Origin of the sequence: Xanthomonas rydalmerensis, assembly GCF_033170385.1 — a bacterium.
Lineage (GTDB): Bacteria > Pseudomonadota > Gammaproteobacteria > Xanthomonadales > Xanthomonadaceae > Xanthomonas_A > Xanthomonas_A rydalmerensis.
The window spans coordinates 3,651,170-3,664,639 of the sequence record NZ_CP126170.1; the positions used below are offsets into that span (position 1 = coordinate 3,651,170).

Annotated in this window: 12 protein-coding genes and 1 tRNA gene; 3 read left to right on the plus strand and 10 right to left on the minus strand. The window is 67.9% G+C overall.

The window, feature by feature from the left end; all coding sequences use genetic code 11:
- Positions 1-32: 32 nt before the first annotated feature.
- Positions 33-803 (minus strand): SDR family NAD(P)-dependent oxidoreductase, encoded by a 771-nt coding sequence (locus QN245_RS15255; RefSeq protein ID WP_317843582.1) that lies wholly within the window; start codon positions 801-803, stop codon positions 33-35.
- Positions 804-938: 135 nt separating this feature from the next.
- Between QN245_RS15255 and QN245_RS15260 the strand changes: the two genes are divergently transcribed.
- The gene (locus tag QN245_RS15260; protein ID WP_317843583.1) at positions 939-1,376 is read left to right on the plus strand and encodes a MarR family winged helix-turn-helix transcriptional regulator; all 438 of its coding nucleotides are present in this window, start codon (positions 939-941) and stop codon (positions 1,374-1,376) included.
- 220 nt (positions 1,377-1,596) lie between these two features.
- Here the strand turns inward: QN245_RS15260 and cyoD are convergent, their stop codons facing one another.
- The 5 genes from cyoD to QN245_RS15285 form a co-directional block, all read right to left on the minus strand.
- Entirely contained in the window at positions 1,597-1,938 is a 342-nt protein-coding gene (gene cyoD, locus QN245_RS15265; RefSeq protein WP_019796085.1) for a cytochrome o ubiquinol oxidase subunit IV, read from the minus strand.
- Positions 1,938-2,564 (minus strand): cytochrome o ubiquinol oxidase subunit III, encoded by a 627-nt coding sequence (gene cyoC / locus QN245_RS15270; protein ID WP_317843584.1) that lies wholly within the window; start codon positions 2,562-2,564, stop codon positions 1,938-1,940. The genes cyoD and cyoC overlap by 1 nt, the downstream gene beginning before the upstream one ends.
- Positions 2,565-2,567: 3 nt before the next feature.
- Entirely contained in the window at positions 2,568-4,568 is a 2,001-nt protein-coding gene (cyoB, locus tag QN245_RS15275) for a cytochrome o ubiquinol oxidase subunit I (RefSeq protein ID WP_184448147.1), read from the minus strand.
- Complete coding sequence (cyoA, locus tag QN245_RS15280; protein WP_010341159.1) at positions 4,568-5,509, minus strand: ubiquinol oxidase subunit II; 942 nt, start codon at positions 5,507-5,509, stop codon at positions 4,568-4,570. Before cyoA ends, cyoB begins: the two co-directional genes overlap by 1 nt.
- A gap of 316 nt (positions 5,510-5,825) precedes the next feature.
- Positions 5,826-5,901: transfer RNA gene (locus QN245_RS15285), tRNA-Thr, on the minus strand.
- Between the two features lie 119 nt (positions 5,902-6,020).
- Here QN245_RS15285 and QN245_RS15290 point away from each other — a divergent pair.
- Complete coding sequence (locus QN245_RS15290) at positions 6,021-6,977, plus strand: hypothetical protein (RefSeq protein ID WP_317843585.1); 957 nt, start codon at positions 6,021-6,023, stop codon at positions 6,975-6,977.
- A complete protein-coding gene (locus QN245_RS15295; protein WP_317843586.1) occupies positions 6,974-7,681 on the plus strand; it encodes a hypothetical protein in 708 nt (235 codons plus the stop codon). The genes QN245_RS15290 and QN245_RS15295 overlap by 4 nt, the downstream gene beginning before the upstream one ends.
- A 261-nt stretch (positions 7,682-7,942) precedes the next feature.
- Here QN245_RS15295 and ispH read toward each other — a convergent pair whose 3' ends face one another.
- The 4 genes from ispH to QN245_RS15315 all read right to left on the minus strand — a co-directional run bounded on the left by ispH (position 7,943) and on the right by QN245_RS15315 (position 13,396).
- A complete protein-coding gene (gene ispH, locus QN245_RS15300; protein ID WP_152243398.1) occupies positions 7,943-8,893 on the minus strand; it encodes a 4-hydroxy-3-methylbut-2-enyl diphosphate reductase in 951 nt (316 codons plus the stop codon).
- Between the two features lie 56 nt (positions 8,894-8,949).
- Positions 8,950-9,453 (minus strand): signal peptidase II, encoded by a 504-nt coding sequence (gene lspA / locus QN245_RS15305; RefSeq protein ID WP_160964381.1) that lies wholly within the window; start codon positions 9,451-9,453, stop codon positions 8,950-8,952.
- A 106-nt stretch (positions 9,454-9,559) separates the two neighbouring features.
- Positions 9,560-12,391: an isoleucine--tRNA ligase gene (gene ileS / locus QN245_RS15310; RefSeq protein WP_317843587.1), complete on the minus strand. Its 2,832-nt coding sequence runs from the start codon at positions 12,389-12,391 to the stop codon at positions 9,560-9,562.
- 6 nt (positions 12,392-12,397) lie between these two features.
- A complete protein-coding gene (locus QN245_RS15315; protein ID WP_160964379.1) occupies positions 12,398-13,396 on the minus strand; it encodes a bifunctional riboflavin kinase/FAD synthetase in 999 nt (332 codons plus the stop codon).
- Positions 13,397-13,470 lie beyond the last annotated feature (74 nt).

Sequence of the window (13,470 nt, forward strand, 5' to 3'; positions counted from 1 at the left end):
GAAGGCCTGGTCGCAACGGCGCATGCCACGCCTCAATACGTGCGCACCGGAAAACGCCCGGAAAAACCGTCGAACAAGGCGCGGTCGACGGCCAGACGCTGCCGAAGCTCCGCCGAGTCGGTCATCCCGAAGCCGAGTTCATCGGCCTGCCCTGCCTCGAGCCCGGCGAAGATCGCGTCGCAGAACACCTCCAGGTCCGCGCCATGCGCCACGCCCGTGCCCGCCAGGCCGGTGCGGACGGCGGGCGGGATGATTTCCACGACGCGAACCGGCGTCGCCGACAGCGCGAACCTGAGGTTGGCGGTGTAGCTACGGATCGCGGCCTTGCAGGCGCTGTAGACCGGTGCGAATGGTTGCGGGATCAAGGCGCCGCCGGACGATACATTGGCGATAAGGCATGGCTCTCCCTGCTTGAGCAACAGCGGGATCAGCAGATGATTCAGATGCACGACGGCAGAAAACAGGATCTCTATTTCGCGCTGGCGCTCCACCCAAGGCGCCTGGTCGTCGGCGAGCGACACCCGTCGTTGGATACCTGCGTTGTTGACCACCACGCGCAACCCCGGGCACTGCGCCTGCAGATACTGCGCGAGTCGCTCGCGCTCCTCGGCCACCCCGATGTCGTTGACCAGCGTGTGCAGGCCGGGCGCCGCCGACGCGGCACGTTCGAGCTTGCCTGAGTCGCGACCGGTGACCAGCACCCGGCTGCCTGCCGCCAGGAAGCGCCGGGCAAGGCCGAAGCCGATGCCATCGCTTCCACCAGTGATCACCACATCCACGCCTTCGAACGTCGTTGCTGTCATCGCGGTCGCCTTCGGAAGATCGGGACTGAGTCGCGGGCTCGTACAGCGCCGCAACCGTCAGATCCTGGTTGTCATGTCAACCAAAAGTACGCCCGCGTGGTTGCTACGTCAACCGCATCCACCTAAGGTGCCGCGATGAACCAAGCACGCCTTTCCACCCGCGAACTAGCGATCTGGCACGCCTTCAAGCAGATGAGCCAGGCGGTGATGGCGGCGGTCGAAAAGGAGCTGACCGACCACACAGGCCTGACCGGCAGCGACTTCGGCGTGCTGTCGCGACTGATGGATCTGGGCAAGGGCGAACTGCGCCAACAGGCGCTCGCCGATTCCATGGGATGGCACAAGAGTCGGCTATCGCACCAGCTCACGCGCATGCAGGCACGCGGCCTCGTTCGCCGCAGCGACGCCGAACCGCGCGTGGTGACCGTCGCCATCACCGCCTTGGGCCAGGAGAAGATCGCCGCGGCGCGGCCGATCCATGCGGCCGCGGTCAGAACCTGGCTGCTGGATCGCCTCAGCGCCGAGGAGGCGAACGTGCTGCTGCAGCTTTCCGGCAGGCTCGGCCGGAGCTGACAACGGTCACGCGCCGCAGTGCGCTTCCGCGAGTCGCACTGCGAGCGGCGTTGGAGCGCACGCGTGGTGCGCCGATCAGGGTGCGGCAAGACGCTGGGACGAGCGCGCCGCTTTCGCGTCCACCGGCCGCCTGCCCATCCAGAAAGGCCGCACCCGCCTATGCCCCGCAACGCAAAAGGCCGCCCGGAGGCGGCCTTCGCGACGCAACTGCGGTGCGCGCTCAGTGCATCATGTTGACGTTGAGGTTGTGCATGACCCACAGCGAGCCGACCACCACGATGCCGATGATCAGCAGCGAGAACAGGCCCACGTGCACGTTGGAGCGCTGTTCGGCCGAACGGTCCATGTGCAGGAAGTAGATCAGGTGCACCAGCATCTGCACCGCGGCCAGCACCGCGATGACGATGACGGTGACGCCGCGCGGGAACGCCCCGCTCATCACCATGCCGAACGGGATCACGGTCAGGATCACCGCCAGCACGAAGCCGACCAGGTAGGACTTCAGGCCGCCGCCATGGCCGTGCTCGGCGTGCGCGTCGGAGGAAGAGTGGTGGTTGGCCATTACAGCGCTCCCAGCAGGTAGACGATGGTGAACACGCCGATCCAGATCACGTCCAGGAAGTGCCAGAACAGGCTCAGGCACGCCAGGCGGGTCATATTGCGCGGGGTCAGGCCGTTCCTGGCGATCTGGATCACCAGCACGGCCATCCACAGCAGGCCCGAGGTCACGTGCAGACCGTGGGTGCCGACCAGAGTGAAGAACGCCGACAGGAACGCGCTACGGCCGGGGCCGGCGCCCTCCTGGATCAGGTGGTGGAACTCGTACAACTCCATGCCCAGGAAGCCCAGGCCCAGCGCCGCGGTGACCGCCAGCCAGCCGTACAGGCCGCCCATGCTGCGCTTGTTCGCCGAGATCATCGCGAAGCCGAAACTCAGGCTGCTGAACAACAGCAGGAAGGTTTCCACCAGCACGAACTTCAGGTCGAACAGTTCCTTGGCGGTCGGGCCGTCCACCGTCGCGCCGGCCAGCACCGCGTAGGTGGCGAACAGGCCGGCGAAGATGAGGCAGTCGCTCATCAGGTAGACCCAGAACCCGAAGACGGTGTTGCCGCCCGCGTCGTGATGTTCGTGGTCGTGGTCGTGGCCGCCCGCGTGGGCGGCGTGGGGATCGAGCGTCGTGGAAGCCATGGTTCAGACCGCCTTTGCGGCGTTGGCCGCGTGTTGCTGTTCCAGCAGGGCGAAACGCGCGTTCTCGATGCGTTCCACTTCCTCCGCCGGGACCCAGTAATCGATGTCGTCATCGAAGGTGCGCGCGATGAAGCTGCCGATCATGCCGACCAGGCCGATCACCGCCATCCACCAGATGTGCCAAGTCAGACCGAAGCCCAGGACGATGCTGAAGGCGCCGATCCAGAAGCCCGCCGCGGTGTTGCGCGGCATGTGGATCGGTTCGTACTTGGCCGGACGCGTCCAGCCCTTGCCCTTGAGCTTGTCTTCCCAGAACTGGTCGCGGTCGTCGATGTGCGGCAGCACCGCGAAGTTGTAGAACGGCGGCGGCGAGGAGGTCGCCCACTCCAGGGTCCGGCCGTCCCACGGGTCGCCGGTCAGGTCCAGGTTCTCCTTGCGCTTCCAGATGCTGTAGCCGATCTGCACCAGGTTCAGGAAGATGCCGATGCCGATGATCGCCGCACCCGCCGCGGCCACCATCAGCCACGGCGCCCACTCCGGGTGATTGTAGCTGTTCATGCGCCGGGTCATGCCCATGAAGCCGAGCACGTACAGCGGCATGAAGGCGACGAAGAAGCCGATGATCCAGCACCAGAACGAAGCCTTGCCTAGCTTTTCGTTGAGCTTGAAGCCGAACGCCTTCGGGAACCAGTAGGTCAGGCCCGCCAGGTAGCCGAACACCACGCCGCCGATGATCACGTTATGGAAGTGCGCGATCAGGAACAGGCTGTTGTGCAGCACGAAGTCCACCGCCGGGATCGCCAGCATCACGCCGGTCATGCCGCCGATGGTGAAGGTGATCATGAAGCCGATGGTCCACAGCACCGGCGCGGTCATGTGCACGCGGCCGCGGAACATGGTGAACAGCCAGTTGAAGATCTTCACGCCGGTGGGGATCGAGATGATCATCGTCGTGATGCCGAAGAAGGCATTGACGTTGGCGCCCGAGCCCATGGTGAAGAAGTGGTGCAGCCACACGATGAACGACAGCACGCCGATGCACGAGGTCGCGTACACCATCGAGGTGTAGCCGAACAGGCGCTTGCGGCTGAAGGTGGCGATCAGCTCGGAGAAGATGCCGAACGCCGGCAGGATCAGGATGTAGACCTCCGGGTGGCCCCAGATCCAGATCAGGTTGACGTACATCATGGCGTTGCCGCCACCGTCGTTGGTGAAGAAGTGCGTGCCCAGGTAGCGGTCCGCACCCAGCAGCGCCAGCGCCACGGTCAGGATCGGGAACGCGGCGATGATCAGGATGTTGGTGATCAGCGCGGTCCAGGTGAAGATCGGCATGCGCATCAGGGTCATGCCCGGCGCGCGCATGCGCATGATCGTCACGAAGAAGTTGATGCCGGTGAGCAATGTGCCCAGGCCCGAGATCTGCAACGCCCAGATGTAGTAGTCGACACCGACGCCTGGACTGTATTCCAGCCCGGACAGCGGCGGGTAGGCCAGCCAGCCGGTCTGCGCGAACTCGCCCACGCCCAGGGAGATGTTGACCAGCGCCGCGCCGGCCACGAACAGCCAGAAGCTCAGCGAGTTCAGGAACGGGAACGCCACGTCGCGCGCGCCGATCTGCAGCGGCACGATCAGGTTCAACAGGCCGGTCATGAACGGCATGGCCATGAAGAAGATCATGATCACGCCGTGCGCGGTGAAGATCTGATCGTAGTGGTGCGGCGGGAAGATGCCCTCGTTACCGCCGTGCGCGATCGCCTGCTGGGTGCGCATCATCGCCGCGTCGGCGAAGCCGCGCAGCAGCATGACCAACGCCACCACGATGTACATGACGCCGATGCGCTTGTGGTCGACCGAGGTGAACCACTCCTTCCAGAGATAGCCCCACAGCTTGTACTTGGTGACGGCCGCCACCACCAGCAGGCCGAGCAGGCCGGCGCCGCCGAGCGCCGCCATGATGATCGGCTCGTGGTACGGAACCGCCTCGAGCGTGAGTTTGCCTAGCATCACTTGTCTCCAGAAGTGCACATGGCGACCGGCTCAGCAGCCGATGCCGGATGAGCGTCGTGGCCTTCCATCTTGTGGCCCTTGCCCATCATGTATTTGTCGATCAACGACTTGAACAAACCGTCCTGCACCGAGGCGTAGTAGGTCACCGGGTAGGCGGCCTTGTCGTTGCGGTTGGCCGCCAGCACCTGGAACTCGGCCTGGTCCAGGGTCTTCTGCGACGCCTTGACCTTGGCCACCCACGCGTCGAAGCCGGCGCGGTCGGTGGCATGCGCGGCGAAGCCCATCTTCGAGAAGCCGTGGCCGCTGTAGTTCGCCGACAGGCCGAACATCTCGCCCGGCTCGTTGGCGATCAGGTGCAGCTTGGTCTCCATGCCGGCCATCGCGTAGATCTGCGTGCCCAGGTGCGGGATGAAGAACGAGTTCATCACCGTGTCGGAGGTGATCTTGAAGTTCAGCGGCGTATCGACCGGGAACGCGATCTCGTTGACCGTGGCGATGCCCTGCTCCGGGTAGATGAACATCCACTTCCAGTCCAGCGCCACCGCCTCGATGGTGATCGGCTTGACCTTGGAATCCAGCGGCTTGTACGGATCCAGCGCATGCGAGGAGCGCCAGGTCAGCACCGCCAGGACCAGGATGATCATGCACGGGATCGACCACACCACCACCTCGATCGCGGTGGAGTGCGACCAGTTCGGCTCGTAGCGGGCCTTGGTGTTGGACGCGCGGTAGCGCCAGGCGAAGGCCAGGGTCATCACGATGACCGGGATCACCACCAGCAGCATCAGCACCACCGAGGTGATCAGCAGCGTCTTCTCGTCGTGGCCGATCTGACCCTTGGGGTTGAGGATGGCCGAGTTGCAGCCGGCCAGCAGCAGCGCGGCCAGCAGCAACAGACCGGAGCGCAGCGAGCGCCGGAGTTGTTTCAACGGAATCATCGAACGATCCAATTGCGTAGGGGATGCGAACCGCGCGGGAGCGGGAAACGGGGCGCCGTAGAAGGGGCTGTCCCGCATCCGCCGCGGCATCCAGGCCGGCATGCGCGATCAACGACGCATTTTATGCTGCCGTGCCGCAACTCCGGAAGTCATTGACAAGCCCAGGCGGGCGCCAGGCCGCGTTTTTATGTGCGACACATTGCCGCACCCGGCTGCGACACGACGTCGCAGGCGGTCGCGCGCACGGACCTACGTCGCAGAAACAGCCATCGCAGAAACCAGGAAGGCAGCCTCGCGGCTGCCTTCTGGGTGCAACTGGTGCCGGAAACAGGAGTCGAACCTGCGACCTACGCATTACGAATGCGCCGCTCTACCGACTGAGCTATTCCGGCGGAACTGGCAATTCTAGGCGCCGGCCCGGGCCGGGGTCAATCGCTGCCCGGGCCTTCGCGCGAGCGCAGCGACCGATGGGTTACCCTCCCGCCCCCGTCGTACGCATCCACCACTCATCGTGAAGTTGTTCGCCTGGTTCTGGCTCGCATTTCTGCTGTTCTTCGCCATCCCCTTCCCCTGCATCCTCTACTTCGCCAGCGACTGGCCACGCGTGCTGGCCCAGCCCAGTTCGCCCGCGTGGGCGCTGACCCTGCTGGCGCTGTCGCTGGGCCTGTGGCTGCACCTGCTCTACGCCTATCTGGACACGCTGCTGCTACTGCCCGGACGTGCACTGCAACGCGTGCGCCACATCCTCACCCACGGCGTGCGCCGCGAGGCGCTGATCGAACGCGCCGCACCGACGGGCGTCGAGGTCAAGGGATGGCCGCAGCTGTCGCTGACCCTGGCCTTCGACAACCTGTCCGGCACCCCCATCCAAGACACCCAGGTGATCGTGGACCGCAAGCCGGCACAACGCCGCTTCGAGACCGGGCGGACGGTGCCGCTGCGGCTGAGCACGACGCCGGGCGCCACTCCGAACCTCGTACTGGAGGACGCCGAGCCGGCCCTGGACCGCGCCAGCCTGTGGCGACGCGCGGCCGGTGCCGTGCTGCTGGTGGCCCTGGTCGGCGCGGCCTACGTCGTGGCCTGGCGCCTGCAGAGCCGCGGGCTGGGCTGGACCTTCCTGTCCTTCAACCATCCGCTGCTGATGAGTGCGCTGGTGCTCAACGGCTACGTGCTGGCGCTGCGCGTGATCCTGCGCGTGATCCGCAGCAACGCCACCGACGAGACCCTGAAGTACCGCGGCCTGCGCGCCCGTGCGCGGGTGCTGGACGTGCGCCAGACCGGCACCACCCTCAACGAGCAGCCACAGGTGGAGTTCCGCGTGGCGTTCGAGGACGCGTCGGGCAACAAGCACGAGGCGACGCTGCGGCGGTTCGTGTCGCTGATCGACATCGGACAGCTGCCGCGCAACACCGTGTCGGTGCTGTACGACCCGCAACACCCCGCCCGCGCCGACCTGGAGCTGCCATGAAGACGCCGTCCACCCCAGTGGTCCTCGCCGGCGTGGTGCTGCTGCTCGGCGGCATTGCCTTCGCCGGCGGCGCCTGGGACACCATCCGCGCCACCCTGCGGGCGGGACCGCGCCTGCAGGCGACCGCCATGCAGACCGCCTCGAAGCCACAGTCGCTCGCGGTAACCCCGGCCGCCCCTGCCGATACGCCCCCCGAACCGGAGCCGCCGCCGGCACCGCGCGGCAACCTGCTGTTCGATCCGGAGCGGCTACGCGCGGCGCGGCAGGCGCTGGCGGACCTGCCCGAGCTGCAGGGCCACGACCTGCGCGTGTTCCATGCGGTGCATTTCTACGACAACCGCATCGGGCTCGAGCTGCTAGACCCCACGCAGCCGAGCCACGTGGACGAATACAGCTTCGACAACGAGCGCTGGCACAAGGAAGAACCGGTCAATCCCGGCATGTTCGGACCGTTCCTCAAGCCGGCCACCGACAACGCCGCCCTGCAGGACATCGATTTCGAGGGTGCGTATCGGGTGGCCACCGCCCTGAAGGAACAGGGCGAGGCGCTGCAGGCCGAGCCGGAGAAAGTGGATCACGTCTACGTGCTGATCGGCCGGCGCGGGCGCCTGCGCTGGATGCCGGATGGCGTGCAAGGCGATCGCGTCACCATGGGCATCCTCTTCGATGCGCAGGGGCGGCCGCACGGCATGCAGCGCCAGTGAGCCGCGGCACCTGCGGCGCAGCCAAGCGCTGGGCGCAGCATGTGCGATGCCGGCATCGCCGCCAGGACGCCTTGGGCTCACGTGTCGAGGCGGCTTCAGGGCACCCCACCACGCTGCGGTTGCTGCGCATTGCACTGTCGTAAGAGCGGCTTCAGCCGCGACAGGCTTTACCGGAAATGCCCGTCGCGGCTGAAGCCGCTTTTACGATCGCAACGAAAAGTCCAGCAAATCATTGCAAGAACGCGTAACTAGACGCGCCCGCTAGTCGACCAAACGCAGCCGCAGTTCCTTGGGCAGGGCGAATACCATCGATTCCGGTTCGCCGGCCAGTTCGGACACGCCGTCGGCGCCGAGTTCGCGCAGCCGCGCGATCACCCCGTCCACCAGCACCTGCGGCGCCGAGGCGCCGGCGGTCAGGCCGACGCGGCGCTTGCCGGCGATCCAGGCCGGATCGATCTCGTCGGCACCGTCGATCAGGTAGGACTCCACCCCGTCGCGCCGCGCCAGCTCGCTGAGCCGGTTGGAATTGGAGCTGTTCGGCGAGCCGACCACCAGCACCAGGTCGCACTCCTTGGCCAGGTCGCGCACCGCGTCCTGGCGGTTCTGGGTGGCGTAGCAGATGTCGTCGTTCTTCGGCCCCTGCATCGCCGGGTAGCGCGCGCGCAGCGCCTCGATGATGCCGCGGGTGTCGTCCACCGACAGCGTGGTCTGGGTGGTGTAGGCCAGGTTCTCCGGCTGCTGCACGTCCAGCGTGGCGACCTGCTCGATGTCCTCGACCAGATAGATGCGGCCGGTGCCGCATTCGCGGTCCCACTGCCCCATCGTGCCTTCCACCTCCGGATGGCCAGCATGGCCGATCAGCACCACGTCGCGGCCGGCGCGGCAGTGCCGTGCCACCTCGAAATGCACCTTGGTGACCAGCGGGCAGGTCGCGTCGAACACCTTCAACCCGCGCCGCTCGGCTTCCTGGCGCACCGCCTGGGCCACGCCGTGAGCGCTGAAGATCACCGTGTTGCCGTCGGGCACCTCGTCCAGTTCCTCGACGAAGATCGCGCCGCGCTGCTTGAGGTCGTCGACCACGAAGCGGTTGTGCACCACCTCGTGGCGCACGTAGATCGGCGCGCCCAGGGTTTCGATGGCCCGCTTGACGATCTCGATCGCGCGATCGACGCCGGCGCAGAAGCCGCGGGGGTTGGCGAGCAGGACATCCATAGCTAGATCCGCCGGCCGCAGGGGGCCAGGCGCTTCGACAGGGAGAGTGGCACCGATTATCCCGCTTTTCGCTTCGCCTTGCCGTCGAACACGCCGAACAGGGCGATACCGATGGCGCCGGCGACGATCGCCGAGTCGGCGATGTTGAACGAGGGCCAGTAGTGCTCGCCCACGTACCACTGGATGAAATCGACCACGTGGCCGTGCATCAGCCGGTCGATCACGTTGCCGATCGCGCCACCGATCACCAGCGCGTACGGCAGCGCGCTGCGCCACTCGCCGCGCGGGGTGCGCGCCAACCACCAGGCCAGCAGGGCGCTGATGCCCACCGCCAGCGCGGTGAAGAACCACAGCTGCCAGCCGCCGGCCTGGCTCAGGAAACTGAACGCCGCACCGGTGTTGTAGGTCCGATACCAGTTCCAGAAGCCGGGAATCACCGGCACCGCGGTGAACTCGGGCAGGCTGGACAGCACCCAGGCCTTGCTCCACTGGTCCAGGCCGATCACCACGGCCGACAGCAGCAGCCAGATCAGGGCGGAGGGGTTGGGTCGTGCGGTCATGCGGCAAGTCCGCCTTGGGCGAATGAGGAAAGGAAGGACGGCCGGCGCCGCAACGGCGCCGCCGCTGACCCCGGCAGCGCGCAAGACGCGTGGCCGGGGACGGGACTCAGAACCAGTGGCGCTCCTCGCCCGGCCCTTCGATGTTGCTGACGCAGCGGCCGCACAGTTCCGGGTGCGCCGGGTCGGCGCCGACGTCGGCGCGGTAGTGCCAGCAGCGCACGCACTTGGGCTTCTCGGTGGCCTGGGCGCTGACGAAGATCTCGTCGGTCGTGGCCTCGCGCACCACCACGTCGCCGCTGATGAACAGGAAGCGCAGTTCGTCCTGCAGCGGCTGCAGCTTCGCCGCGGTGGCGGCGTCAGCGGCGACGGTGATCTCCGCCTCCAGCGCCGCGCCGATCACGCCGTTGCCGCGCATCGGCTCCAGCACCTTGGCCACCTGCTCGCGCAGCGCCAGCAGCTGCTCGAAGTCGGCCGCGCTCAGCGCCGCGTCCTCCGGCAACGGCGCCAGGCCTTCGTACCAGGTCGCGAACAGCACGTTGCCCAGGTGCGCGCCCGGCAGGTAGCCCCACAGCTCGTCGGCGGTGAAGCTCAGGATCGGCGCGATCCAGCGCACGAAGGCCTCGGCCACATGGAACATCGCGGTCTGCGCCGAACGCCGGCCGAGCGAGTCCTCGGCCATCGTGTACAGCCGGTCCTTGGTCACGTCCAGGTACAGCGAGCCCAGGTCCACGCTGCAGAAGTTCAGCAGCGCCTGCACGATGGCGGCGAAGTCGTAGCGCGCGTAGGCCGCCTTGATCTGCTCCTGCACCTCGTTGGCGCGGTGCACGATCCAGCGGTCCAGCGCCACCAGCTCCGGCAGCGGCCGCAGGTGCACGGCGGGATTGAAGCCATGCAGGTTGCCGAGCAGGAAGCGCGCGGTGTTGCGCAGGCGCCGGTAGGCGTCGGCATTGCGCTTGAGGATCTCCTGCGACAGCGACATCTCGTTGCTGTAGTCGGCCGAGGCGATCCACAGGCGCAGGATGTCCGCGCCCAGGGTCTTCATGATGTCCTGCGGCTCGATGCCGTTGCCCAGCGACTTGGACATCTTGCGGCCATGCTCGTCCACGGTGAAGCCGTGGGTCAGGCACTGCCGGTACGGCGCCGCGTGGTCCAGCGCCACGCCGGTCAGCAGCGAGGACTGGAACCAGCCGCGGTGCTGGTCGGAACCTTCCAGGTACAGGTCGGCCGGCTTGGGCAGGCCGCGCTCGGTCAGCACCGCCTCGTGGGTGACGCCGGAGTCGAACCAGACGTCGAGGATGTCGGTGATCTTGTCGTAGTCGGCGGCCTCCTCGCCCAGCAGGTCGGCGGCGTCGAGCGTGTACCACACGTCCACCCCGCCCTCCTCGACCCGGTCGGCGACCTGGCGCATCAGTTCGGTGCTGCGCGGATGCGGCTCGCCGGTCTCGCGATGCACGAACAGCGCGATCGGCACGCCCCAGGTGCGCTGGCGCGAGATCGTCCAGTCCGGGCGCCCGGCGACCATGCCGGCGATGCGCGCCTGGCCCCAGGTCGGGTACCAGTGCACGCCCTCGATCGCCTTGAGCGCGTCGGCGCGCAGGTTGGCCTGCTCCATCGAGATGAACCACTGCGGCGTGGCGCGGAACGCGATCGGGGTCTTGTGCCGCCAGCAATGCGGATAGCTGTGGACCATGCTGGCGCGCGCCAGCAGCAGCCCGCGCGCGGCCAGCAGGTCGGCGATGACGTCGCTGGCCTTCCAGATGTGCAGCCCGGCCAGTTCCGTGCCATCGGCCGCGGGGGTCGACGGGAGGTACACGCCGCGTGCGTCCACCGGGTTGATCTGCGCGGCGCCGTAGCGCTCCAGCAGCCCGTACGGCTTGACCGCCGCGTAGTCCTCCTGGCCGTGGCCGGGCGCGGTGTGCACCGCACCGGTGCCGTCGGTGTCGGACACGTGGGTACCGAGGATCACCGGGACGTCGCGCTCGTCATAGAACGGATGCGCCAGCACCTGGTGTTCCAGCGCCGCGCCGGCGACGCGGCCGTGCACCACCACCTCATCCACCCCGTAGCGCTGCAGCGCGCGCTCGGCCAGCGCATCGGCCAGCACCAGCCAGCGGCGGCGACCGTCGCGGGCCGGGCCTTCGACCAGCGCATAGACCAGCTCCGGCCCCAGCGACACGGCCAGCGAGGCCGGCAGCGTCCACGGCGTGGTGGTCCAGATCGGCACCGCGACCTCGGCGCCTTCCGGCAGGGTCGCGCCGAACGCGGCGGCCAGCGCCGCGCCGTCGCGGGCAGGATAGGCCACGTCCACCGTCGGCGACTGCTTGTCGGCGTACTCGATCTCGGCCTCGGCCAGCGCCGAGCCGCAGTCGAAGCACCAGTGCACCGGCTTCACGCCGCGGGTCAGGTGGCCGTTCTCGACGATCCGGGCCAGCGCGCGGATCTCGTTGGCCTCGAAATGGAAGTCCAGCGTGCGGTAGGGGTTGTCCCAGTCGCCGATCACGCCCAGGCGCTTGAAGTCGCGGCGCTGCAGGTCGATCTGCTCGTTGGCGTATTCGCGGCACTTCTGCCGGAACTCCACCGCATCCAGCTTGACCCCGACCTTGCCGAACTTCTTCTCGATCGCGATCTCGATCGGCAGGCCGTGGCAGTCCCAGCCCGGGATGTACGGCGCATCGAAGCCGGACAGGTACTTGGACTTGACGATGATGTCCTTGAGGATCTTGTTGACCGCATGCCCGAGGTGGATCGCGCCGTTGGCGTACGGCGGGCCGTCGTGCAGCACGAACAGCGGCCGGCCCTGGGCGTTGTCGCGCAGCCGCGTGTACAGGCCCTCGCTCTCCCAGCGCGCCAGGATGTCCGGCTCGCGCTTGGGCAGGTCGCCGCGCATCGGGAACTCGGTCGCCGGCAGGTGGAGGGTGGCTTTGTAGTCCTGGGTCACGGGCAGTTACCGGTCGGTGGTCTTCAGGGGGAGGTCCGCGCGCGGGGCGGCGGACACGGGAGGCAGGCCCGTGGCGGCCGGCGCGGCGAGCAGTTGCCGCGCCAGCGCGGCGTCGCGGTGCATCTGCGCGGTCAGCGCCGGCAGATCGGCGAAGGTTTCCTCGTCGCGCAGCTTGGCGACGAACTCCACCTCGATGTGGCGACCGTACAGGTCGCCCTGGAAATCGAACAGGTGCGCTTCCAGCAGCGGCTCCACGCCCTGCACGGTCGGGCGGGTGCCGAAGCTGGACACCGACGGCCACGGCTGTGCCGCCACCCCGTGCACCCAGGTGGCGTAGATGCCGGACAGCGCCGGGGTGCGGGCGAAGCGCAGGTTGGCGGTGGGATAGCCGAGCGTGCGCCCGAGCTGCTTGCCGCGCACCACGCGGCCGCCGATCGCATACGGGCGACCGAGCAGCTCGGCGGCATGGGCGAACTCGCCGGCCACCAGCAACTCGCGGATGCGGGTGCTGGAGATGCGCTCCTCGCGCAGGTGCACCGGCGCGATCTCGTCGGCGGCGAAGCCGTGCTGGGCGCCCAGCGCGCGCAGCAGCGCGATGTCGCCGCCGCGCTTGTGGCCGAAGCGGAACGCCGGGCCGATCCAGACCTCGCGCGCGCGCAGGCGCTCGACCAGCACGCGCTGCACGAAGTCCTCGGCGCTCATCGACGCCATGCGCCGGTCGAAGCGCAGCAGGCCGACGCTGTCGATGCCGAGCCGGTGCAGGCCCTGCACCTTGGCCCGGGCCAGGGTCAGCCGCGGCGGCGGCGCGGCCGGGGCGAAGAACTCCCGCGGCAGCGGCTCGAAGCTCAGCGCCACCGCCGGCACGTCCGCCGCGCGCGCGCGCGCGATCGCCTGCCGCACCAGCGCGCGGTGGCCCAGGTGCAGGCCATCGAAGGCGCCGATGCAGACCACGCTTCCCTGCGGGAACAGGGTCCCGCCCTCGACGTCTCTAAACAGCCTGCTCATTCCTCGGTCCGAAGCGCCGGCGCAGGAGGCGCCGGTCGATGATGCGTAACCGTCGAGTATAGCGGGTGGGGGCA